The sequence below is a fragment of the Salinicoccus sp. Marseille-QA3875 genome (genome assembly GCF_054950095.1).
In genome coordinates this window covers 2,403,531-2,425,951 of sequence record NZ_CM143103.1, presented here as the reverse complement: position 1 = coordinate 2,425,951, position 22,421 = coordinate 2,403,531, and the positions used below count along the sequence as shown (strand labels likewise).

Here is a 22,421-nt window from a genome sequence, read left to right as displayed (position 1 = left end):
TCCCTTTATCCTATTATTAACCTTGGTAAATACAACATGATATCTGGTAAATAAATCATTAGTAATAATGCTACTATTAAAACTAAGATATACCATATGTTGTATTTACTAGCATGTAACATACTTACTTTAGCTATTGCTGTTGTAATATATAAACCACTGGCGACCGGCGGAGTTTGTTGTCCTATCCCCCAAACTATAATAACTATCATGGCAAATTGAATGGGGTCAATAGCTGTCGCTGCAACTATTGGTAAAAAGAGTGGTACCAAAACTACCACCATAACGGTTCCATCAAAAATAAATCCACCAATCAAAAGTATAAAGCTTGCCATAAACATGATCATGATTGGATTATCAGCGAATTGCATAAATGGTTGCATCATTTGTTGACCAATTCCCAAACTTGAAAATGAAAAACCTAATATAGTTGCAGTTGCTACTATAAACATAACCAATGCTGTATTTCGAACACTATCAACTAACGAAAACATTAATTTTTTAATTGTAAGCTCTTTAGTTAGAAAGCCTACAATAATACCTGCTAGTACAGCTAAAGCTGCTGATTCAGTTGGTGTTACTATCCCAGTCAGTATACCTCCCATGATAATCACAGGAATTAATAGAGCCGGTATAGCAGAGTAAAATTGTTCAAAAACCAATTTCCAACTGAAGGCTTTTTCTTCCATCTCATAGTTTTGACTTTTCGACATAAAATACGCCACAATCGTATACCCTATTGCAACAGCTAATCCCACAAAAATACCTGTGATAAACAAATCTGCTACTGATATGCTTGCTATCGAACCATATAATATCATTGGAACACTCGGTGGTATTAAAATTCCTAGCGTTGACCCTGCAGATGTTGTTGCAGCAGCAAAACCTCTGTCGTATTTTTTTTCAATCATTGCGGGAATCATTATTTGACCAACAGCTGCGCTTGCCGCTGCTGCAGTACCTGTTATTGCTCCAAAAAATACAGATGTAAGGACATTGACGTATGCAAGTCCTCCTTTTACAGTTCCAATTAAAGACAATGCAAAATTAATTAGTCTAACTGACATGCCCCCTGTATTCATTAGTGAACCTGCGAGTATGAACAATGGGATAGCAAGTAATGGGAAGCTATTAATTCCCAAGTAAAGCTGTTGAATCATCAAACTAAGTGGTAAATCAGTTAGTAGGAAAAGAAATATCACAGCTGTAATACCTAATGCAAAAGCAATTGGAACCCCTAGCGTAAGTAGAAGTAGTACTAGAGCAAGCATAATTATTATTGTCATATACTGCTCCCTTCTTCTGATGTATTACTTTCATCAGATTTTTTGGGATTTAAAAAGTCCATTATTTCTACAATGATTTGAATAATAGTTTCTAACAACATCAAAGCAATCGAACCCCAAATAATTGCATAAGGCAAGAGCATCGTTAGACCAGTAATTGGTAAAGTTTTAGACACAGAACTTTCTAATAAAGGAATGCCCGCCACAGCTGCTATAATTAAGAATGCTATTATTATTAATTTTGTAATAACCTTAAATATTATTGAAGCTGTTTTGGGTAAAGCGTTTTCTAAAAATGACATTTTTAGATGACTGTCTTCAGCTGTACACTGATAAGCTCCTACAAAAGTAACCCATATCATGGATAATAGAGCGATTTCTTCTGACCATGAAAGTGGATCATTCAGGAACTTTCTATAAATTACTTGCACTAATAAAATCAGAAACATGAAAAAGAGCACAACAGCATTTGAATACAATATAAAATTGTAAATCCAAGCTCTAACTTTTTTCATATATACCCCTAATTTCTTTCTAAAATTGAATTAATAACTTCCTCACTGTCTCCACCTAAATCCTCAATCAAACTATCATAAACCGTTGAAGTGGCCTCTTGGAATACTGTCATATCTTCATTAGAAAGTTCATATACTTCCATTCCCTGTTCTTCCAATGACTTAATTGCTTCTGTATCCTCTTCTTCATTCAATTCTCTGTTTAAATCTCTTCCAGCTTCCGCAGCCTGTATGAGTACATCTTGGTGTTCTTCACTTAACTCATCCCATGTATTCAAATTAACAAATAATGAAGCTGGAGAATATACATGGTTAGTTACAGTAAGATAATCTTGGACATCATAAAAAGATGAATTCTCGATGACGGATAATGGATTTTCTTGACCATCAATTGTCCCCTGTTGCAACGAAGTAAACACTTCTGAGAATGACATAGGTAAAGGGCTTGCATCAAGTGCTTCAAACGTTTCAATTCTAAGATTGCTTTCTGGAACTCTTATTCTTAACCCTTCAAAGTCCTCTGGGCTTTTGATTTGTCTTTTACTGTTAGTAACTTGTCTAAATCCATCTTCCCAATAAGCTAGATGTTTTAAATTTTCGTTTTCTAACCCTGATGCGATATCTGTCCCAATTTCACTGTCTACTGTTTCCCAAGCCTCTTCACGATTATTGAACAAATAAGGTAAAGAGAAAATTTCGACTTCTGGTAAAATTTGAGCTAACGGTGTAGATGATATACCTATATCTATTGTTCCTAAAGAAGTACCTTCTTGAATTTCTCCCCCTGAACTTCCAAGAGATCCTCCATTATGTACTTCTATCAAAATCTCTCCATCTGTTTGTTCTTCAACAATAGTTTTAAATTCTTCAGCGCTTTGCCCCCATGGATGGCTTTCCGGTAACTCATTCGCCAATGTCAAAGTAACACTATTATCATTATTAGATTCGCCATTGCCACTTTCATTTCCACAAGCAGTAAGAACTAGTAATATGAACATCAAAGATAGAAATAAAGTATAGCTTTTCTTCTTCATATTCATCCCCCTTATTTATTTACTAAATTTATATAGTTCTTGTTATCAATATCTGCCACATATTCATAATCCAAAATACCATAAACATGTTTTTCATAAATTTCTTTAACGACATCTTTATCTCTGGATTTCAAAGCTTCTAGAATATCTTCATGTTCTTTCAAGGTTCTTTCGGCTAATTCTCTTTTCCCCATAAAAGCATAACGAAAAGCCATAAAATAATCTTGTAAGTTTTCAAGCATTTTTTCAATTCTCGGTAATTCTGCTGAATTAATAATTACATTATGATATTCGTCATTTAATTCAATCATTGTCTTTATGTCATTCTTATTAAATGCCACTCGAGACCTTAGTAAAACGCTTTCAAGAAACTTTAAATCTTTCCGAGAAAGTTTATCTGTGGCTATAACTGCAGCTTCTGGTTCTAGCTTAGCTCTGATTAAGTTTATTTCATGTATTGAGTCGATAGTAATCCCTTTTACAAGACAATGTCGACGAGGAAATATTTCTATTAATCCTTCTTCTTCTAATCGATGAAGTGCTTCTCTAACTGGAGTTCTACTTACTTCTAATGTTTGCGCTAACTTGCCTTCAATAATTTTATCACCAGGCTTCAATTCGTAACTAAGAATCATCTGTCTTAACTTTTTAAATACTTGTTCTCTGATTGGCATATTATTTATATCCTGAACCATGAACTGTTCCTCCTCTCTTAATTAGTTTTTTTCATTATAACGTATACTGTATCCCAGTTCAAGTTGCAAGAATGACTTTATTAATTTTGTCAAAAATATATATGAAATTTAAAATTTTAAATATATATATAACAGTCTAGCAAAATAACGCTTTCTAATGATTAAGTTAGTAATTAGTAGTGAGCGTTATTTTGCGCACTTTAGAGATTATATATTATTAATGACCCGGTTATACCAACCGAAAACAAAAAAAGAGTCTAGCTCGCTTTATGCGAACTAGACTCAAAGATCTCCACGCCCATCAACCTGATTTGACGTAGAGCCAAATAATACTTCTAATCGAGTAGGAGGGAATAATTAAATTCCCGTCCCCTCACACCACCGTACGTCAGACTGTCTAACAAATAATCGGTAAAAGTGTATAATATAAATAATTTAATATGTAGAGGAGATTATTCAAATGAGTAACGTTCAGGGTTTTTCAAGGGATCAAGTGAGTTTCCAGTTCATATCTTTAGATGAAATGATTGATACAGAAAATCCTGTCCGAGCAATCGATGCCTTCGTTGGCTCACTCTGCTTGTCTGAAATGCAGAGATCCTTGAATATCAAAGAAATAACCCTGGGCAGCAACCTTATAATCGAAAAGATTTATTGAAGCTTTTTATCTACGGGTATTTTAATAAGATTCGATCTTCTCGTGCATTAGAAACAGAATGTAAAAGAAATATTGAATTAATGTGGTTAATAAACGGTATTCGTCTGGATCATGGTACTATTTCATTGTTTCTAAAAGAAAATCGTAAGAGCTTCAAGAAAGTGATGCAGACATTCACAGGCTTGCTTAAAGGCTGGGGGCTAATTGATGGTGCGCTCATTGCGATTGATGGTACAAAAATACGTGCGCAAAATAGTAAGAGTAATTATATTACACCCAATGGGCTCACAAAGAAGATGGCGTATTTTGATGAAAAGATTGAACAGTACCTTCAGCGACTAGAGGAAGTGGCGCAAGAGGATGAATTGGGGGAAGAGACTGTTGCCTCTATCGAAACAAAAATTGATAAATATCAGAAGAAAAAAGCGCATATGTCAGAGTTAAAGCAAGAAATGGATAAAGGAAAAAAGAAACAATTAACCATCACAGACCCTGAATCCAGGGCGATGAAGAAAAATGGGAAAATAGATGTCGCCTATAATATGCAGTCTTCCGTCGATAATAAACATAAACTCATTATTACTCTAGACGTAGTGAATGATGTGAACGACCAGAGCCAATTGACGCCTATGGTTTCGGAAACAAATGAAATATTATCCAAAAACAAAAAGAGAGTCATATTAGCGGATACGGGATACTATAATGCGAAAGAGATAAAAGATTGTTTGGTTGAGGGAAATACATTATATTTAAAACCTCAAAAAAAGAAAAGTGTGTCAGGGGATTCTGATTATTCAAAAGATAAATTTCAATATCAAAAAGAAACAGATACTTACCTTTGTCCTCAGGGACAAACACTTCCTTTCGAGGAGAACACTTCTAAGAATGGTTTGAAGTATAAAAAATATATTGGGGGCGATGTTTGCTTATCTTGTCCTGTATATGGCGTGTGTACAAAAGCGAAAAGAGGCAGAAACATCCAACGGTGGGAACATGAAGAAATTCTCGAAATGCTGAAAGCAGATACCGAGAACCATCATGAAATCTATAAGAAACGATTACAGATTGTAGAACATCCTTTTGGCACAATCAAGCGATCGTTCGGCTACACATATTTTTTAGGAAAAGGGCTGGATTCTGTCAACGTAGAGGCAGCTCTAATTGGCGTTGCCTATAACTTCAAAAGAATAACGAAAATCAAAAAGGTTTCCGAAATTGTTGGGTTATTAAGAACTTGACCCCACCGAAAACCTTTGATATTTTCATTTTCAGAAGATTTTTAAGAAAATGAGGATAACCTACCTTTGAGTTCTGAGATTTGATTGTTTGTTAGACAGTCTGACGTACGGTTCCGTATACGGCGGTTCAATTTTATACTACACATGTACTTTGTTATAATGTGATACATAAGAGACGAGTCCGAAACGGGCGAGTCTCTTATTTGTAATGGTCGTCGTCAGTATCCACGAATACGCAATGCGAACGGTCCCCTTACTGGTGTGACTGTACTTATAGGCGGTGTATTGGTCCACGCCCAGTGTGATGAGATGCTTCCGTCGGTTTCTGGCAGTTTTCCACTTCTGTCAAATGCACATTCTGAGGCGCATTCGCGTATGTGAGTCAATGCCCTTAAGTACCTTTTTCATCTTACCGACTTTGAAGTCGTTCACCCAACCCCGGATGACCTGGTTGATGCGCTCGACCTGATACTTCGTGTCGACGCTCCAGTTTTTCCGGGTCAGCTGTTTCAGTTTGAACTTAAAACTTTCCACGGATTTCTTGTGTGGTTTCGCCTTATATTCCTTGGCCTGGTAATCATTATAGAAGCCAAATCCGAGGAATTTCATCTCCGGGTCATCGGGACGGGTCACTTTCGATTTCGTCGCATTGACAATCAATCCGAGCTTATTCTCGATGAATGCGGTCACCGACCGCATGACCCGTCTCGCTGCCATGTCGCTTTAGACCATGATGATACAGTCATCAGCGTATCTCACGAAGCGCAGTCCACGTTTTTCCAGTTCGATATCCAGCTCTTTAAGCATGATATTGCTGAGCAGTGGGGACAGGTTGCCGCCTTGGGGTGTACCGATGATGGCTGCTTTGTATTCATCATCAGTCTGTATGCCGCTGACCAGGAATTTACGGACCAGGGAGATGACATCCCCATCGTCAATGGTTCTGGACATGAGATTCATCAGACGGTCATGGTTGACTGTATCAAAGAAACGTTCTAAATCAATATCCACAATCCAGTCATAGCCTTCATCCAGATATTCTAGTGTTTGAAGGATTGTCATCTCTGCATATCGATTGGGCCTGAAACCATAGCTATATTCACTGAAGTGTCGATCGAACACAGGTGACAGTACTTGGGCGATTGCTTGTTGGATCAGTCTGTCCTTCACCGTTGGGATGCCTAGGAGACGCACTCCGCCGTTCGGTTTCGGTATTTCGACCCGGCGTACAGGTCGGGTTGGTATTTCCTCTGCCGAATTCGGGAAATGATTGCGTCCTTCTTCCCAGTCATGTAGCTGCTCATCTCGTGCACGGTCATACCATTCACACCGGCGACGCCCTGATTTCTCTTCACTTGTTTATAAGCCTGGTTCAAGTTGTCCCGACTCAGGATTCTATCCAGTAATTTATCTGTATTGATGCGTGTTACTTCCTTTCTTTCTCGAGAGTCCGCTATCCACTTTTCCGCTCTGTGCCAGTGGTCTGCGCCGGTCTCCAATCGAGCGTTCCGTAACGATAAAATTGTTCAGTCCTTCGCTCTTTCCGGCTTTCGCCGGACATCTTCACTACTACGACTTCGGCTGACTTCTCACGTTCCAGTCTTATATCACTACAAAATTTTGGTACAGAGACGTGAGACCTCCATCTATCCGCCATATTTACACCGTATGGTTCAGGGTAGTTATCGGACCTCAGCTTCTTATGCAGCTTCATCCACATACGTTGCCTCTTATATGGTTTCTGTGCGTCGGACCGGAGGTTTGCCTCGAGCTGCCTTCAGATTCCACCTCACGTTGGACACCCTGGCTTTTGGCTATGTGTTTACCACTACCGGGTCACACTCGGGACTTCCACCCGTTAGAATACGCCCATGCTGGGCAAACATAAAAAAGCCATCTGCACTGCACAGATGACTAAACTGATTATCGTTCAAGCATCTGCTTGTTGGAATTAGCACAGTACTCGAAATGAGTCCGCTGCTGAGACATCCCCGGGCCAAATCCCTCAGTCTACTCTGAATAATTGGATATTTAGTTGAAATCAATAATATAGTAAATCAGTATAATTTGCAAGGAAGGATTACATTTTGTGATATGAAACGATCTTTTATAGATTTCACATCATTCTTTATATCACCTTACTTCGATAATGCGATTTTAATATGTTCTAAATGATGTTCTTCATGCCATGCGAGCTTCGCAACCTTTGTTGCAACTGTTACTTTACCGTTCGCTTCATGAATGAAATAACGCTCAAGCTGATTTTCAGTCAGGCTTTTACCCAGCGCAACGATCCTTTCATTGATACCTTCCAGTATTTTAATTGAACTTTCCACGGAAAGCTCAGTGTCCGGCTGCACAGCCCACTCATTCTGGAGGAATCCCGGCACTGTCGGAGCATCGTCAGTCAAAGCGAGTTTCAGCCGCTGATACATATTCAATTGGGAATCCGCAATGTGATGCACAAGCTGTCGGACATTCCAGGCACCTTCACGGTAAGTTTTGTTCAACTCATCTTCACTTAAGTTGTCGACCGTTTCACGTAACCTTTTCGTATATGTAGCTGTCTGTCCATTCCACTTCTGAATATCTTCAAGTGTTACATTTTCAGGTACGTCCAGTTCTCCAATAGGAAATTTAACATCCATCTTAATACTCCCTTTCCGTAATAGAATCTGCTCAATTCCAATATACTATAAGTCCATACAAAGCTGAAATATATATGGCAGACGTTTAAATGAACACATAATAAGAAATGAGATCAGAGAACTCCGATCTCATTTCTTTTTATTTTATAAATTGGTGATGACCACTGTAATTACCATTCGGTATTATCTCCAATTGATACAATGCAGCTTCTTTCAACCTATTAAAATCAACATTCGTTTTATAATTCATATCATTTAACATATAAACCATGTCTTCAGTAGACAGATTTCCAGAAGCTCCTGGAGCAAATGGACAACCACCAAGGCCGCCAAGAGTAGATTGAATTTTTTCAACCCCCTCTTCTATAGCAGCGTAAGTATTCACAACTCCCATATTTCTAGTATCATGTATGTGAATTTGTAAATCTAATGATGGGTATGCTTTCTTTACCATATTTATTATATTTCTGATTTCTTTCGGGTTAGCAACACCAATGGTATCGCATAAATTTAAATCTTTAACACCTAATTCAACATAAGGCTGAATGAAATCCACAATTTTATCTGTATTTTTCTTTCCTTCAAAAGGACAACCAAATGTAGTGGATAAATCCAGTGTGACTTCCATTTTTGGAAAATCACTTTTAATCTTTCTGAATTCCTCAAGGGATTGTTCGTGAGTTTTATTTATATTAGCTTTGTTATGTGATTCACTCAGAGATACTACATAAGCAACCTCTTTTAATCCTACTGAATAAGCAATTTCTACACCTTTATAATTTGGAACGAGTGCAGAGAAGTTCACTTCAGGGAAATTCTCGAGACATAGGTTTGACAGTTCTCTAGCATCTTTCATTTGTGGAACAGCTTTAGGACTTACAAACGAAGTATGCTGTATGTTCTTAACTCCGGCTTTAACCAACTTTTTTATAATATTAAACTTTTCATCTAATTCTATATAATCATCTAAATTTTGAAATCCATCTCTTGGACCGACTTCAACTATATTAATATGTTTCATTTTATCATCCTATCCTAGTAAATTAGGTATTAACATAACCAATATTGGAATGTATGTTATTAAGAGCAACACTACAAGTCCTAAAGCTATGTATATCACTAAATGTTTATTCAGTACATCGGTTGTTTTTACACCATCATGCAACCTCGTTGCAACGAAAAGGTTTACGCCTAGCGGAGGTGTAATTAATCCAATGCTCAAGTTAACAATCATCACGATACCGAAATGAACAGGATCAACTCCTAGTTCGGTCACTATTGGTAATAATATAGGTGCAACAATTAAAATCGCTGCGTTCGTTTCCAAGAACATCCCGATAATTAATAACATTATATTAATCAGTAATAATAAGATTATAGGGTTATCAGTAGTACTTAAAATCAAATCTGATATCATTAATGGGATTTCCGCCTTTGTCATTACGAATCCGAAGGCACCCGCAGCTCCAACTATAAATAGTATCATCGATGAATTTATCACTGCGGTCCTCATTAAATCAAGGAATTTATTGACTGTCATTTCTTTATAAATAAATATACTTATAATCAGTCCGTAGAATATAGCGACAACTGCAGATTCAGTAGGGGTAAAGAATCCACTATATATACCTCCAATAATAATTATAGGCATAAGTAAAGCCCAGATTGCTGCTTTGAATGTGCTCAATACATTTCCAAAAGAAAATGAAAAATTATTTTTTATGTTCTTTTTTCCATAAAAATACGCATATGAGGACATAATTAAAGTCAGCATAATACCAGGTATAATCCCACCTGCAAATAGATCACCAATTGATGCTCCAGAAGTAACACCATAAGTAATCATCGGAATACTCGGTGGAATTATAGTCCCTAAAATTCCTGCTGTTGCAAGTGTAGTAACACTGAACTTTAAATCGTATCCTTCCTTGAGCATGGTTGGTAATACAAGTGCCCCGATTGCTATAACAGTCGCTGTAGACGAACCAGATATAGCACCAAAGAATGCTGAGGCAATGAATGCAACTATCGCTAGTCCACCGTGCATTCCACCAACTATAGAATTTGCAAAATCAACCAGTCTTTTTGACACTCCACCCTTTTCAAAAACACCACCCGCAATCATGAAGAAGGGCAAGGCCATCAAAGTGAAAGAGTCGATCGAAACAAACATTCTTTGTATAAGAGCAACAGGGTCAGTATCAGTAAAGAATAATAAACTGAATCCTGAAGATACGAGTAAGCTGAGGGCAATTGGTACTCCAATTAAAATTAGAATTATCAGTGCTGCGAATAGAAATAAAGGCATATTTTAAACCCCACTTTCTATATCGGAACTGTTAATCTCTTTAGTTCGATGTTTGATAAATATTTTTATTGAATGATAAGCTGATAATAAGAAACCTAAAGGAATTACAGTATAGATAATCCAAAAATCTATTCTTAAAACTGGTGTCACATGACCAATATTAAACATGTAATATACAAATTGAACAGATAGTAAAAATAATGTTAAGAAAGAGATGATTAGAAAAATCCTAAAAAACCCTCTCATAAAAGTTTTGATTTTTTCTGGTGCAAAAGAGTCTAATAAATCCAATGCCAATTGAGCATTTTTCCTGGTAACAATACTTATACCTATAAAAACGCCCCAAACCATTAAGTACCTTGCTAATTCTTCGCTCCAAATCAGTGGGCTTGAAAAAATGTATCGATATATAACTGCCAACAAAGTAATAACACTCATCATAGTAAAACAAAATATAGTCACATAGTCCTCAAATTTGATAATAATTTTATCTAACATGCAATCCCCCCTTTATTCAAAATCATTTAAGATTCTTTCCAACTTTTCCTGATCTAGATTATCTTCATATTGCGTAGAAATATCTTCCCAGACTTCTTCCCTGAATACCTCAGTATCTGGATGAGTTATTTCATACCCCTGTTCTTCTAAATCTGCCAATGCTTCATCTTCAATTTCTTTATTTAAATCTCGTTGGAATTGAGTAGCATTTTTGGCCTCTTCTTCTAATATAGTCTGTAGATCATCTGGCATATCATTAAATAAATCATCGTTCATCATTAAAATAGCTGATACATAAAACTCTTGACTGGTTGATATATAGGGAGCGACTTCATGAATATTACTGGTATACATAGAAGGAATTGAAACACTGACACCATCCACAGTTCCATTTTGGATACCTGTATATACTTCACTCCAACCCATCGTGACAGCACCACCATTCAGCGCTTCGTATGAATCAATGTGAATTGGATTATCATTGGCTCTGATTATAAGACCATTAAAATCTTCTGGTTCTTCAATGGGACGTGTGGCATTCCATGTATTAAAAAAACCATTCTCCCAGTTCGCCAAACCTTTTACTCCAATGTCATCTAAGGAATTTAGTGCATCTTCACCTATATCACTATCCAGTACATCATGGGCATGCTGATGGTCCCTAAATAGAAATGGTAAATCAAATATCATATAAGAATCTGTGTAAGCTGATAAATTTGCAGAGTTAGACAATGCCATATCAACTGTACCCATCGAAACGCTTTCAACTAAATCTCTTTCATTACCAAGTTGTGCACTTGGAAAAATATTTATTTCTATTCTCCCTTCAGATCTTTCCTGAACATTTTCAGCAAACTCTTCCAAAGCATATTGATACGAATGATCAGAAGCAACAACATGTGCTACTTCCAGTTCGTATACTTCTTTCTCAGAGCTTGCTGTGGAATTACTGCATGCACTGATAAAGAATATGAAAACTAAAACTAAAAGACTATATCTCTTCATTATGCCTCATCCCCCTTCATGAATTAAATATTAATCATCTCTATCACTGTTATTTTTAACTTCTTCATTATGTTCTCCAAGTTTTGGACCTGCCCATTTCACTTCTCCAGGAGTTTCACTCATTTTAGGTACAATTCCTGGCATTTTTAAGGAACCTATTGCAGTTTCAACATCTAATATCATATTTCTGAAATTGTAATGTTCATCCTCAACAATATCTTTCACACTATAGATTTTCCCAGCTGGAATACCGTTATCATTTAAAGTTTCAACCGCTTCATCAATGTTCATTGACTTCGTCCAATCTGAAATCAAGCCATCTAAATAATCAGCTTGTAAAGAACGCTTCTCATTGGAAGAATACTGTTCATCCTTGGCAATATCTTCTCTGCCTATTAAATTCATCAGTCTTTTAAATATTGAATCACCATTCGCACCTACAACAATATATTCGCCATCTTTACATACATATGAATTTGAAGGAGTAATCCCTGGTAAAGTGCTACCTGTTCTTTCTCTGATAACATCTTTTCTATCATATTCTGGAACCATGCTTTCTGTTAAACTGAAAATCGATTCATATAAAGAAACATCGATACACTGGCCGTTGCCTTCAGGGGAATTATCTCTATGATAGATTGCCATCATACCTCCTATTACTGCATACAGTGCTGCAATGGAATCTCCGATACTCAAACCTACTCTTGTTGGCGGTCTATCCGGGTAACCAGTTAAATATCTTAAACCACCCATTGCTTCTCCGATTGATCCAAAGCCCGGGAATTGACTCATTGGCCCATCTTGACCAAATCCAGAAATTCTGACAAAAACAATTTTAGGATTTATTTTCTTTAAATCCTCATAACCTATATTCCATTCCTCTAGTTTCCCTGGTCGGAAGTTTTCAATAATAATGTCTATATCTTTAACTAATTCTTTTATATAGTTTTGATCTTCATCTTCTTTTAAATTTAAAGTGATTGACTTTTTATTTCTGGATTGTACGTACCACCATAAGCTCGTTCCATCTTCCATTTCTCTCCACACTCTGAGTGGATCACCAGTTTTATCATTTTCAACTTTAATTACTTCTGCTCCAAAATCAGCAAATATTCTTCCTGCGAATGGTCCAGCAATCAGCGACCCTAACTCAAGTACTCTTAATCCTTCTAGAGCTTGCCTTGACATATATATCCCCCTAAATTTTTATAATTTCATTGTTATAACTTTTTTTGAAGTTAATTCATCAATTACGTATTTCGGACCTTCTTTACCTATTCCACTGTCTTTCACGCCTCCATAAGGCATATGGTCAGGTCTGAAATTTGAAGTTTCATTTACATGCACACTACCTGCTTCTATTCTTTCAATCGCTTCCAATGCATTTGTAAGTGATTCTGTATGAACACCGACTTGTAATCCATACTCTGAGTGATTAGTTAATTCTATTGCTTCATTAAAATCCTTGTAAGTACTGACCGTAATTACTGGTCCAAAGATTTCTTCAAAGAACACTTTCATATCTTTGGTCACATTTGATAATAGTGTTGGCTGTAGTGCCTTATCTGTTAGTTCTCCACCAAAGTTAATATCTGCGCCCTGTGCTTTAGCCTCCTCAATCCATGATAAAATCCTTTTGTTTGCATTCGGATCTATCAAAGCAGATACAGAAACATTCTCATCAAACGGATTTCCAACATTAATATTTTCTAATTCATTCTGAAGTTCTTTTATAAGTTCATCTTTAAAATCTTCTTTGACAATTACTCTTTGAACGGAAATACAGGATTGTCCATTAGTACTTAAACCGCCTTTTACTAATAGCTTGGCAAACTGCTTGATATCTTTATTCGTATCAATAATTGTTGCAGCGTTAGATCCTAGTTCTAATAGAACTTTCTTAAACTTTGCTTCGCCACTGATGATTTTTCCTACCTTACTACTTCCAGTAAAGCTAATTGCTTTTATCTTCTCTGAATCTATTATTTCTTTACCTACTTCTTCATCACCATTAATTACTGATAATGCACCAGCAGGAAGACCCGCTTCTATAAATAATTTACCTAATAAAATACTTGAAATCGGTGTTTTTGGTGATGGTTTTAAAACTACAGTGTTTCCCGCACCAAGTGCTGGACCGATTTTATGAATCCCAAGCAGTAAAGGGAAGTTGAAGCCAGTGATTGCGCCGATTACTCCAAGTGGCTCTACTTTAGTAAAAGCTAATCTTTTACTGCTGTCTTTCAGAGAATCTAAGTTTAAAGTTTCACCTTTAATTTGTTTTACTTCTATTGAAGTAAATTTTAAAGTAGAAATAGATCGTTCTACCTCTCCAATGGCATCATTAATTGGTTTTCCTGTTTCAAAAACTATTAACGAAGCTAAACTTAATTTATTTTCATCAAGTTTCGAAGCGACTTCATCTAGGATTAAGCTTTTCTCATAAGAAGTTAATTGTTTCATGTCACTTAAGCTTTTATCAGCAATCTCAATAGCCTCTTTAACATCCTTTCCATCACCAATCGAGTACTGCAGTACATCTTCATCATTGAAAGCGAACTTTAAATCTTTTATATTTTCATTACTTCTATAACTCCCTCCTATTAAATTAGGAACGGGACCATCAATATCATATTTTTTTAATAAGTCATTTACATCATCTAATTTCTTTTCAATAAGATTAGTCATTAAAACTCACCTTGCCTTCAAACGCATTAGTAAATATGTGTTCGATTTCTTGAACTTCTAACCTTTTAGGTGAGTTAGTTTGTAATCTCTCTTGAGTGTTGCTACTTTCAGCAAGCTTTGGAATTAATTCTTTGTTGATTTCCATTTCTTCAAGAGTGACAGGAATGTTTAAATTCTTTTGAAGTTCAAATATTTCCTTAATAAAGTTATCCACTTTTTCCTCTTTAGAAGAGCCTTCAATATTTACTTTTATTGCTAAAGTATTTAATGAGTCAATGGCATGTGGTTTTAAATAATCTAGTGTATAAGGCAGTACTAAACTGTTAGATAGACCATGTGGTAGATTACAATATACTCCTAATGAGAATGCCAAACCGTGCACCATTCCAGCCCCATCAGTAGTGTTCAACACTAAACCACCAAGCATACTTCCTAGAGACATTTCATATCTTGCATCCTTGTTACCGCCGTCATCATATGCAGCCTGTAAGTTATTCCAAATCTTACCCAAGCCAACGAGCGCCAATTCATTTGATAAGTTTGAATTTCTAACAGCCAAGTAACCCTCGATACAATGTACAAGTGCATCTATACCTGTGTTGGCTGTAATGTGTGGTGGCAATGAAGCAGTTAACTGTGGGTCTACTACTGATATTGTAGGCACAATATTAGGGCTTGCTATGACACTTTTCAGTTTTGTTTTCTCATCAGTTAAAACTGCAAATTTTGACACTTCTGAACCAGTACCCGATGTTGTTGATATCATAATAGTTGGTAAACCTTTTGAAGGAACCTTATTGACGCCAACATAATCAAGAAATTCTGCATCGTGCTTTAAAAATAAAGCCACTGCTTTGCCGAGATCAATAGGACTTCCTCCTCCAAGACCAATTACTAAATCAATTTCATTAGATCTATTTTCTTCCAATGCCTCTTTAAAATTTGAAATTGTTGGTTCTGGATTTGTATTATCGAAAATATGGAAATTAAGCTCCTCACTTTTTAATACATCTAGAACATTTTCAACAACTCCTGCTTTAACAAGGCCCTTGTCTGTGACTATTAAAACATTCTTAGATTGAAATTCTTTTAAAACACCTTTTACATCTTCTAGTGCATTATCTCCGAATAGTAATCTTTCTGGAAAACTTGATAAATGACTCATTTTTCTATCCCCTATCATTAAATAATTTTGTAAAGTACTTCATATCATTATTGATATGTTCGACCATCAATTGCGCTGCTTCTTTAGCATTACCTTCTTTAATTTCTTTAAATACATTTATATGATCATCTATAAAATCATAATCATTATTAAACTCAAGGAATAAAATATTTCTATAATAAATGATTAAAGACCTTATATCTTCCATCATTTTTATTAATCTTGAATTATTAGAGCTAAACAAAATCTCATCATGAAACTCTGTGTTTTGTTCAACAATATTTTCATAACTATTCTCTTTAATATCGTTCTTCGTCTTATTCAATAAAACCTCTATTTTGTTCAATTGTTCCTGAGTAATATTACTTGTGCCCCAATATACGGCAGAATATTCCAGACCTGCACGCACTTTATACAATTCAATTAAATCTTCCAGTGAAGGCTCGTAAATAAACAGAGTGCCTTTAACATTAATTATTAGACCTTCATTTTCTAGCATTCTTATAGCTTCTCTAATGGGGCTTCTACTTGTCCCAAATTCTTCAGCTAACTTAGAATCAACGACTCTTGTTCCAGCTTCAATCTCACCGTTAAGTATTTTAGTTTTTAATACTCTGTAAAGTTGCTCATATAAAGGTGCTGATTTGATTATTTCACTAATTTTAATCACCTCTCTGTAGTCTGTCGACAGTATTCGGTCTACAAGTAAATTAACACATGAAAACGTTTTATGCAATGTCATTTTTAAAAATAAATAATATTCCAAATATTTATACTTTTAGATATTAAAAAAAACAGATGACTCATACTTCTAATTAAGTCATCTGTAATATCGAAATATATTTTATTTTATAAGAAATGAATAAATAGACCAATCTAAACTTACACACCATATAAAATGTTTCTGTAATAACGAAACCGTCCATATCTTATTAATAATGTTTAAAAGTATCAAACGCCCATCAACCTGATTTGACGTAGAGCCATAAAAAAATGAGGCCGGATATTTCCGGCCTCATTCACAGATAAATAATATAATATATGATATCTAGAGGACAAGCAGTGTCACTCTATCGGAAGGCGTCGATGAAATCAAATAATATATAACGAAATACTTCGTTGACGTCCTTGTTATGTTATATTCATTATATTTTAATCTGATTCTCATTTCAAGGGTTTAAACCTATTTTCTTAATTTGTAACCTGATTGTAATATTGTTTACCAAATGAAAATATGGCATAAACCGCTGTCTGAAGGTTTTCTCATACATTGGAACAGATTCAAATATATCTTTTATTATGATATGATTTTTTGATCCTCTGTTAGTTTAGATATGAATCTGTCCTTCTTGTCACTGTTCAAACCTTCCACCAGTTTCAATTCACTCATCAAGAAGCTTTGTGCCTGTTTAAGTTGATTTCTTTCACTCGAATTCAATTTTTCTTCTCTCTTCATGCTTGATAATCCGTAAATCACTTCAGCACACGCTTTTAAGCTGCCTGTTTTGATCATATCATTGTTCAGCTTGTTTCTCTTCTTCCATGACAGGTCTTTATCAGATTCCACTGTACCAATCATCTTTGCAATTTCTTTAACAGTCTCCAAGTCCGTAATCGGACGGATATTCGTTTTAGAGATCTTATTTTTCGGAATCATTACCTGCATATTATCATTTATCATATTGATAATATAATACTTTTGTTTTTCTCCTGATACTTCTTTTTCTTCAATCGCCGTTATCTTGCCTGCACCATGCATTGGATAAAATATGTTATCTCCTACTTGATACAAAGTACCGCCTCCATCTTTTCTCTCTTTAAGTATAACACTTTTATATAAATTAATAAAACTTTTAATCTTAACACCTTCATCAATATAATGTCAATAGATTTAATCATTTGATTAACATAAGTAAATCCGTCAGGTTTGCAGTCTCTATCTTGGATCTCCAAATAATCCTTTTGTCATCTGTCCATGAAAATATTAAAAATCCAGATTGATTGCTCAAAATGGATTTTCCAATGTTTATTATTTAGGTATTTTTGAATAGTTCATGTCTGTTGCTATGTTCAAGTTACTTCGTACTCTTCTTTCCTTATCAGCATCATACTGTGGCACGATTGGACTTTTCACCAGTTCGAGGTATAAAAAAAGTTGTATTTATTGAAGTCCAGAAATTTAGCATGATAGAAATCTGATGCTGCCTGATCAATATATGTGTGATAGATTCTGCCGTAGTCATATGATCCGAAAAATGGACCTGGATGTGTTGGTAACAATAGATTTGCTTTTTCTCTATTGTATCTTATATCATTCAATATTTGATACACATCCTCTAAAATTTCATCTGACAGCTGAACTTTACCGCAATTTGGTATATCAAATTTTTCTACAAAATATCCTTGTAATGCATTGAATTTTCTATAATAGCTATATTCGATTATCTCTGATGTTTCTTTATCTTCTAAATATAAATATGCATCCAGCCCCATAATATAACCCCTTTAATTGATATAGTTCATTTCTTTAAGACTAAGATATTTTCCTGAACCTATGATGATATGGTCTAAAAAATCTATTCCAATCAATTCCCCGCACTCTTTCAACCTTTGTGTCACCTCGATATCTTCCTGAGATGGTGTCGGATCTCCGCTTGGGTGGTTGTGAGCACAAATTATAGCTGCAGCGCTCCTTTTTACAGCTTCTTTATAGATTTCCCTTGGATGTACAATCGAAGTATTCAAGGAACCTTTAAATAATGTGTTTTGATGGATAACCATATTTTTAGTTGAAAGATATAATACGACAAAATGCTCCTGATGGTAATATCTCAACTTTTCCATTAATAACAACGATACATCTTCAGGACTTTTTATATAAACATCTTCCTCTAACGAATGTGTATGCATCCTGACGGCAAGTTCCACCATTGCCAATATGGTGACCGCCTTGACCTTGCCAATCCCTTTTAAACTGGTCAATTCCTGATATGTTATATCTCTCAAATCTCTGATTGTTTTAAAATCCTTTATTATTCTATTTGCCAAAGTCAAACTTGATTCGTCCCTGCTGCCTGTGTTGATGATTATTGCCAGTAATTCCTGATTATTTAATTTATCTGCCCCGTAAGTCATCAGTCTTTCTCGCGGTTTATCTGAAGCATGCATTTCCCTGATCATCAATGTCATAAAAACCCTCCGGTATATATTAAATGTATCTCATCATATAAATAGAAAACAATCAGTGCGCCGTTTGTAATAAAAGGGACCAGCGGGACTTTATCAACTCTGTCATTTTTGTATAAGTTTATTAGTATTACAAATAGGCCGCCTATCAAATATGTGAACATTACAACGTACAAGAAAAAATTCAAAGGTGTGATCAAGGTCAATATTGTAAATAATTTAATATCCCCATAGCCAACCGATCCATGAAACAGAAAATAAAATATTTGCAGTGTCATGATTACAGCCAAATCTCCAGCTGGTTCTATATATTGTAAATTTGTTAAATACAATCCGGTGAATAAAAATATTAAGTTTATATGGTTGGGTATAGTTAACGTTTCAAAATCGAAAACAGAAAGTGGTACAAGAAAAGTGATTATCAGATAGTAAAGTGTCAAATCTGCTAAGCTTAATTCTATGAAAATTGGACTGATGAATAATACAATCATTAAAACTTCTACGACAATATTAGATATAGGTATCTTGCTTTTGCAAGTAAGGCAGCGGCCTTTTAGAAATATGAAGCTTAACACTGGAAATAGTTCATACCACTTAAGTGATCTCATGCAACTATCGCACCGGCTTCTTCTAAATAGAAAAGATGAGTTTTCAGCAGATGTAAGTGCAAAGATGAATGATGCACAAACACCGCCCAGCAGGATTAATATAGTCATTTAACTCCCTCCTTAAATAACTAAAGTCATCATACTTCGCAGTCGAATTGTTGTAAAATCGCAACAATTTAAAATCTGCACAGTTATTATTACCAAAATGGAATAACTGTATTAAAAGTGAACAGTTTTCCAATATCTGAATGCAGTTTTATAATTTCTGTATATTTTCAAATTCTTTACAATCAAATTACTTATTACAGTCGGAAATATTCTATATAATGGAAATTAAGAGGTGATGTTGATGAGCTTTTATAAAAATAATAAGAAGGAAATACTTACGCTGCAATTAATTTCACAAATACTTGGGAAAATTAAATTGAACTACGCCCCTCAGGAACCTCAGTGGGCGCATGTCATTTTGGATATCACAACCAGAGGTTTTTCAACCGGGACTTTAAGGTGCAATGGTATTTATTTTGATATTGAAGCCAACTTGACGAATAATGTCATCACGATAAGAACAACAGATAACGAAAATAATATACAGCTGATCGACGGTAAAACTGTCCGTGATTACTACTACGAAATCATCACGGTCACCCAGGACCTTGGACTGAATATCAAAATGAACACCAGACCGCAGGAGATGGAAACGACGATACCATTTGAAAAAGATACTGAACACCATCATTACAACAGAGAAACTGCCGCACAGATTCTTAAATGGTTCCAGTTCGCAAATGACGTGGAAATGAAGTTTATCGCCCCGATGAGAAAGAGAAAAGTATATCCCGGATTATTCTGGGGCACCTTTGATGTCTCCTGTATATTGGTGTATAAAGAACACGAGCCTTTTCCTGATGATTCCAAAGTGATCGAGAGGGCTGCATTTGATGAACATATGGTGGAATTTGGATTCTGGCTGGGTGATGATAATTCAGAACACCCCACTTTCTTTGTATTGCCATATCCATTTGTCAGCGGAACAAAGCTTGCAGTCACTGATGATTTTCCTGAAGGCAGTTATTTCAGTGAACAGATGGCAGAGTATCTGATTGAAATGATGGATGAAGTTGAAAACATAAATCCTGAAGATATCATCCGGTTTTTCGATGCCTCGTTTGATAAATCAGCCAAGTATCTCAAATGGCAGGGAGTGGATTACTGCTATAAAAAATTAAAAATGGAAAAGAACTTTAGAAATAATGGACACTAAGAAAAAATTACCCCGGACTCAAAATTGGATATTGAGTCCGGGGTAATTATATTACTGTGGAAACGAGTTCCCAAGCACACTGTTCACATCATTCACAACGACAAAAGCATTTTCATCATATTTCTTGATCAGACGCTTCAATCTGACGAGCTTCGATTTGTTGATAACCACATAAAGGATATCAAACTGTTCTCTTGAGTAGAATCCCTGTCCATTGACCATCGTCACTCCCCGGCCGATTTCACTGTTGATCAGCGTGCCGAGTGCCTCGGGTTTTGAGGAGACGATTGTGATGGCCTTTTTAGGATTCAGTCCTTCTATTACAAAATCCATCACTTTGACTGCGGTGAACATGGCGACGATTGTAAGCAGCACCTGCTGGACTGACAGAACTGTAAGACTGAGCAGTATCACAAACAGATCGACCAGTAATATTGCATTTGCAATTTTCATATCAAGATACTTATTGGCAATTCTGCCGATGATTGCCGACCCTGCGGTGGTTGCACCGATTCTGATTACAAGGCCGTTGCCCAGTCCGATGAACAGACCACCAAATAATACATTCAGCATGATTTCATCATTTTCGATTCCCCATGACTGGGTGAGGCCAAGAAACATTGACATCAGTATGACCGCAAAAATCGTATAGTACATCGCTCTTTTAGACAGGAACCTGAAACCGATGATCAGAAGAAGACCATTCAGAATCAATGTGGAGATCGCAAGAGGTATATCAAAGGCGTATAAAAAGATGATGGACAGACCTGTAACGCCGCCTTCACCCAGATTACCTGAAATCATGAATACGTTGATACCGACCGCGAAAATGAATGAGCCAGCTATGACTGATAATATATTCAAGAGTGTCTGTGCAGTGATTCTGGGAGTCATGGATAGCTTTATCTTTTCAAAATTTATATTTTTAACATTTCTTTTTTTCTTCATTAATTATCCTCCTTTTGAACAGGGGTTATATACCGCTGATTAATGATATAAGAGAATGGCTGCCAATTACAACTCTTTTATTAATGTTCCTAATATTGAGTATTTTTAAATCGATATATCATCTGATCTTCCTGTCCAGCATCTCTTCCATCATTGACCAGGCAGCATCATAATTTTCATCCGTATATACCGGTTTAAAGCCAAAATTCAGGTACATATTTATCGCCTGCCAGCTTGTAGTCTGTGAAGTCAGATAGAATTCCTCATGTCGGGCTGCCAGCATATACATCGCCTTACTCAACATTGGTTTGGCCAATCCCCTGCCCTGGTATTCAGGCACGATGCCGACCCAGTGAATTCTTCCAAGTATGCGGCCATCTCCTTTTAAATCTCCATACCATGCGGTGGTTGTGCCTATAGCTTCACCTTCTGCTGTTTCTATGAATACACACCTCTCTTCCATTTCATCGATAGAATCTCCGAATTCACTATAAAATCTTTTAAGTGCGTCATCTTCAGTCTCAAATTCATCCACTCTGGTTTCAATGTCCGCCCACAGCTTTTGATCTCCATCCCTGAACATTCTGAATACGAATCCTTCCGGTAATTCGTACTTAGGAATGTCATTGGAAGTTGTTCTTATCATCTGTAGTTTAATTCTCTCCATTTGATAACAC

At 35.9% G+C, this 22,421-nt stretch carries 25 protein-coding genes and 1 riboswitch; of the genes, 3 read left to right on the top strand and 22 right to left on the bottom strand.

Annotation, left to right across the window (positions count from 1 at the left end; translation table 11 throughout):
• Positions 1 to 5: 5 nt before the first annotated feature.
• Genes ACY8DT_RS12295 through ACY8DT_RS12280 form a run of 4 tightly spaced genes read right to left on the bottom strand, consistent with a single transcriptional unit; the run spans position 6 to position 3,530 of the window.
• Complete coding sequence (locus ACY8DT_RS12295; RefSeq protein WP_462420601.1) at positions 6 to 1,286, bottom strand: TRAP transporter large permease; 1,281 nt, start codon at positions 1,284 to 1,286, stop codon at positions 6 to 8.
• Entirely contained in the window at positions 1,283 to 1,801 is a 519-nt protein-coding gene (locus ACY8DT_RS12290; protein WP_462420600.1) for a TRAP transporter small permease, read from the bottom strand. Before ACY8DT_RS12290 ends, ACY8DT_RS12295 begins: the two co-directional genes overlap by 4 nt.
• Before the next feature lie 8 nt (positions 1,802 to 1,809).
• The gene (locus tag ACY8DT_RS12285; RefSeq protein WP_462420599.1) at positions 1,810 to 2,835 is read right to left on the bottom strand and encodes a DctP family TRAP transporter solute-binding subunit; all 1,026 of its coding nucleotides are present in this window, start codon (positions 2,833 to 2,835) and stop codon (positions 1,810 to 1,812) included.
• Positions 2,836 to 2,846: 11 nt separating this feature from the next.
• Complete coding sequence (locus ACY8DT_RS12280) at positions 2,847 to 3,530, bottom strand: GntR family transcriptional regulator (protein ID WP_462420598.1); 684 nt, start codon at positions 3,528 to 3,530, stop codon at positions 2,847 to 2,849.
• A 460-nt stretch (positions 3,531 to 3,990) separates the two neighbouring features.
• Here ACY8DT_RS12280 and ACY8DT_RS12275 point away from each other — a divergent pair, with 460 nt between their 5' ends.
• Both ACY8DT_RS12275 and ACY8DT_RS12270 read left to right on the top strand, forming a co-directional pair.
• Positions 3,991 to 4,188: a hypothetical protein gene (locus ACY8DT_RS12275; RefSeq protein ID WP_462420597.1), complete on the top strand. Its 198-nt coding sequence runs from the start codon at positions 3,991 to 3,993 to the stop codon at positions 4,186 to 4,188.
• Positions 4,185 to 5,426 carry an IS1182 family transposase gene (locus tag ACY8DT_RS12270; protein ID WP_462420596.1) on the top strand — a complete coding sequence of 414 codons (1,242 nt, stop codon included), beginning with the start codon at positions 4,185 to 4,187 and terminating at the stop codon, positions 5,424 to 5,426. The genes ACY8DT_RS12275 and ACY8DT_RS12270 overlap by 4 nt, the downstream gene beginning before the upstream one ends.
• A gap of 345 nt (positions 5,427 to 5,771) precedes the next feature.
• On the opposite strand, the gene ACY8DT_RS12265 is transcribed toward ACY8DT_RS12270, so the two are convergent.
• The 16 genes from ACY8DT_RS12265 to ACY8DT_RS12190 all read right to left on the bottom strand — a co-directional run bounded on the left by ACY8DT_RS12265 (position 5,772) and on the right by ACY8DT_RS12190 (position 19,640).
• Positions 5,772 to 6,143 carry a group II intron maturase-specific domain-containing protein gene (locus tag ACY8DT_RS12265; RefSeq protein WP_462420595.1) on the bottom strand — a complete coding sequence of 124 codons (372 nt, stop codon included), beginning with the start codon at positions 6,141 to 6,143 and terminating at the stop codon, positions 5,772 to 5,774.
• Positions 6,144 to 6,149: 6 nt separating this feature from the next.
• Complete coding sequence (locus ACY8DT_RS12260; protein ID WP_462420594.1) at positions 6,150 to 6,596, bottom strand: reverse transcriptase domain-containing protein; 447 nt, start codon at positions 6,594 to 6,596, stop codon at positions 6,150 to 6,152.
• Positions 6,597 to 6,879: 283 nt separating this feature from the next.
• Positions 6,880 to 7,146 (bottom strand): hypothetical protein, encoded by a 267-nt coding sequence (locus tag ACY8DT_RS12255; RefSeq protein WP_462420593.1) that lies wholly within the window; start codon positions 7,144 to 7,146, stop codon positions 6,880 to 6,882.
• Between the two features lie 200 nt (positions 7,147 to 7,346).
• A riboswitch (SAM riboswitch) is annotated at positions 7,347 to 7,452 on the bottom strand.
• A 112-nt stretch (positions 7,453 to 7,564) separates the two neighbouring features.
• On the bottom strand, positions 7,565 to 8,074 hold the full coding sequence (locus tag ACY8DT_RS12250; protein ID WP_462420592.1) for a YfiT family bacillithiol transferase: 510 nt from the start codon (positions 8,072 to 8,074) through the stop codon (positions 7,565 to 7,567).
• Between the two features lie 139 nt (positions 8,075 to 8,213).
• A complete protein-coding gene (locus tag ACY8DT_RS12245) occupies positions 8,214 to 9,095 on the bottom strand; it encodes a hydroxymethylglutaryl-CoA lyase (RefSeq protein WP_462420591.1) in 882 nt (293 codons plus the stop codon).
• Between the two features lie 9 nt (positions 9,096 to 9,104).
• Positions 9,105 to 10,382 (bottom strand): TRAP transporter large permease, encoded by a 1,278-nt coding sequence (locus tag ACY8DT_RS12240; RefSeq protein ID WP_462420590.1) that lies wholly within the window; start codon positions 10,380 to 10,382, stop codon positions 9,105 to 9,107.
• A 3-nt stretch (positions 10,383 to 10,385) separates the two neighbouring features.
• Positions 10,386 to 10,880 (bottom strand): TRAP transporter small permease, encoded by a 495-nt coding sequence (locus ACY8DT_RS12235; RefSeq protein ID WP_462420589.1) that lies wholly within the window; start codon positions 10,878 to 10,880, stop codon positions 10,386 to 10,388.
• A gap of 12 nt (positions 10,881 to 10,892) precedes the next feature.
• On the bottom strand, positions 10,893 to 11,885 hold the full coding sequence (locus ACY8DT_RS12230) for a DctP family TRAP transporter solute-binding subunit (RefSeq protein WP_462420588.1): 993 nt from the start codon (positions 11,883 to 11,885) through the stop codon (positions 10,893 to 10,895).
• A gap of 30 nt (positions 11,886 to 11,915) precedes the next feature.
• Positions 11,916 to 13,073: a CaiB/BaiF CoA transferase family protein gene (locus ACY8DT_RS12225; RefSeq protein ID WP_462420587.1), complete on the bottom strand. Its 1,158-nt coding sequence runs from the start codon at positions 13,071 to 13,073 to the stop codon at positions 11,916 to 11,918.
• 18 nt (positions 13,074 to 13,091) lie between these two features.
• Positions 13,092 to 14,573 carry an aldehyde dehydrogenase family protein gene (locus ACY8DT_RS12220; protein ID WP_462420586.1) on the bottom strand — a complete coding sequence of 494 codons (1,482 nt, stop codon included), beginning with the start codon at positions 14,571 to 14,573 and terminating at the stop codon, positions 13,092 to 13,094.
• Positions 14,566 to 15,738 carry an iron-containing alcohol dehydrogenase gene (locus tag ACY8DT_RS12215; RefSeq protein WP_462420585.1) on the bottom strand — a complete coding sequence of 391 codons (1,173 nt, stop codon included), beginning with the start codon at positions 15,736 to 15,738 and terminating at the stop codon, positions 14,566 to 14,568. Before ACY8DT_RS12215 ends, ACY8DT_RS12220 begins: the two co-directional genes overlap by 8 nt.
• 4 nt (positions 15,739 to 15,742) lie before the next feature.
• Positions 15,743 to 16,408 carry a GntR family transcriptional regulator gene (locus ACY8DT_RS12210; protein ID WP_462420584.1) on the bottom strand — a complete coding sequence of 222 codons (666 nt, stop codon included), beginning with the start codon at positions 16,406 to 16,408 and terminating at the stop codon, positions 15,743 to 15,745.
• A 627-nt stretch (positions 16,409 to 17,035) separates the two neighbouring features.
• Positions 17,036 to 17,530, bottom strand: coding sequence for a CarD family transcriptional regulator (locus tag ACY8DT_RS12205; protein ID WP_462420583.1), 495 nt, complete (start codon positions 17,528 to 17,530; stop codon positions 17,036 to 17,038).
• Positions 17,531 to 17,868: 338 nt separating this feature from the next.
• Positions 17,869 to 18,231 (bottom strand): hypothetical protein, encoded by a 363-nt coding sequence (locus ACY8DT_RS12200; protein ID WP_462420582.1) that lies wholly within the window; start codon positions 18,229 to 18,231, stop codon positions 17,869 to 17,871.
• A gap of 12 nt (positions 18,232 to 18,243) precedes the next feature.
• Positions 18,244 to 18,927 carry a RadC family protein gene (gene radC, locus ACY8DT_RS12195; RefSeq protein ID WP_462420581.1) on the bottom strand — a complete coding sequence of 228 codons (684 nt, stop codon included), beginning with the start codon at positions 18,925 to 18,927 and terminating at the stop codon, positions 18,244 to 18,246.
• Complete coding sequence (locus ACY8DT_RS12190; RefSeq protein ID WP_462420580.1) at positions 18,924 to 19,640, bottom strand: prepilin peptidase; 717 nt, start codon at positions 19,638 to 19,640, stop codon at positions 18,924 to 18,926. Before ACY8DT_RS12190 ends, radC begins: the two co-directional genes overlap by 4 nt.
• A gap of 241 nt (positions 19,641 to 19,881) precedes the next feature.
• Between ACY8DT_RS12190 and ACY8DT_RS12185 the strand changes: the two genes are divergently transcribed.
• Positions 19,882 to 20,796, top strand: coding sequence for a DUF5996 family protein (locus tag ACY8DT_RS12185; protein WP_462420579.1), 915 nt, complete (start codon positions 19,882 to 19,884; stop codon positions 20,794 to 20,796).
• A gap of 51 nt (positions 20,797 to 20,847) precedes the next feature.
• Here ACY8DT_RS12185 and ACY8DT_RS12180 read toward each other — a convergent pair whose 3' ends face one another.
• Together ACY8DT_RS12180 and ACY8DT_RS12175 are read right to left on the bottom strand one after the other, a co-directional pair.
• The gene (locus tag ACY8DT_RS12180; protein WP_462420578.1) at positions 20,848 to 21,744 is read right to left on the bottom strand and encodes a YitT family protein; all 897 of its coding nucleotides are present in this window, start codon (positions 21,742 to 21,744) and stop codon (positions 20,848 to 20,850) included.
• 118 nt (positions 21,745 to 21,862) lie between these two features.
• Positions 21,863 to 22,411 (bottom strand): GNAT family N-acetyltransferase, encoded by a 549-nt coding sequence (locus ACY8DT_RS12175; RefSeq protein WP_462420577.1) that lies wholly within the window; start codon positions 22,409 to 22,411, stop codon positions 21,863 to 21,865.
• Between the last annotated feature and the right edge of the window lie 10 nt (positions 22,412 to 22,421).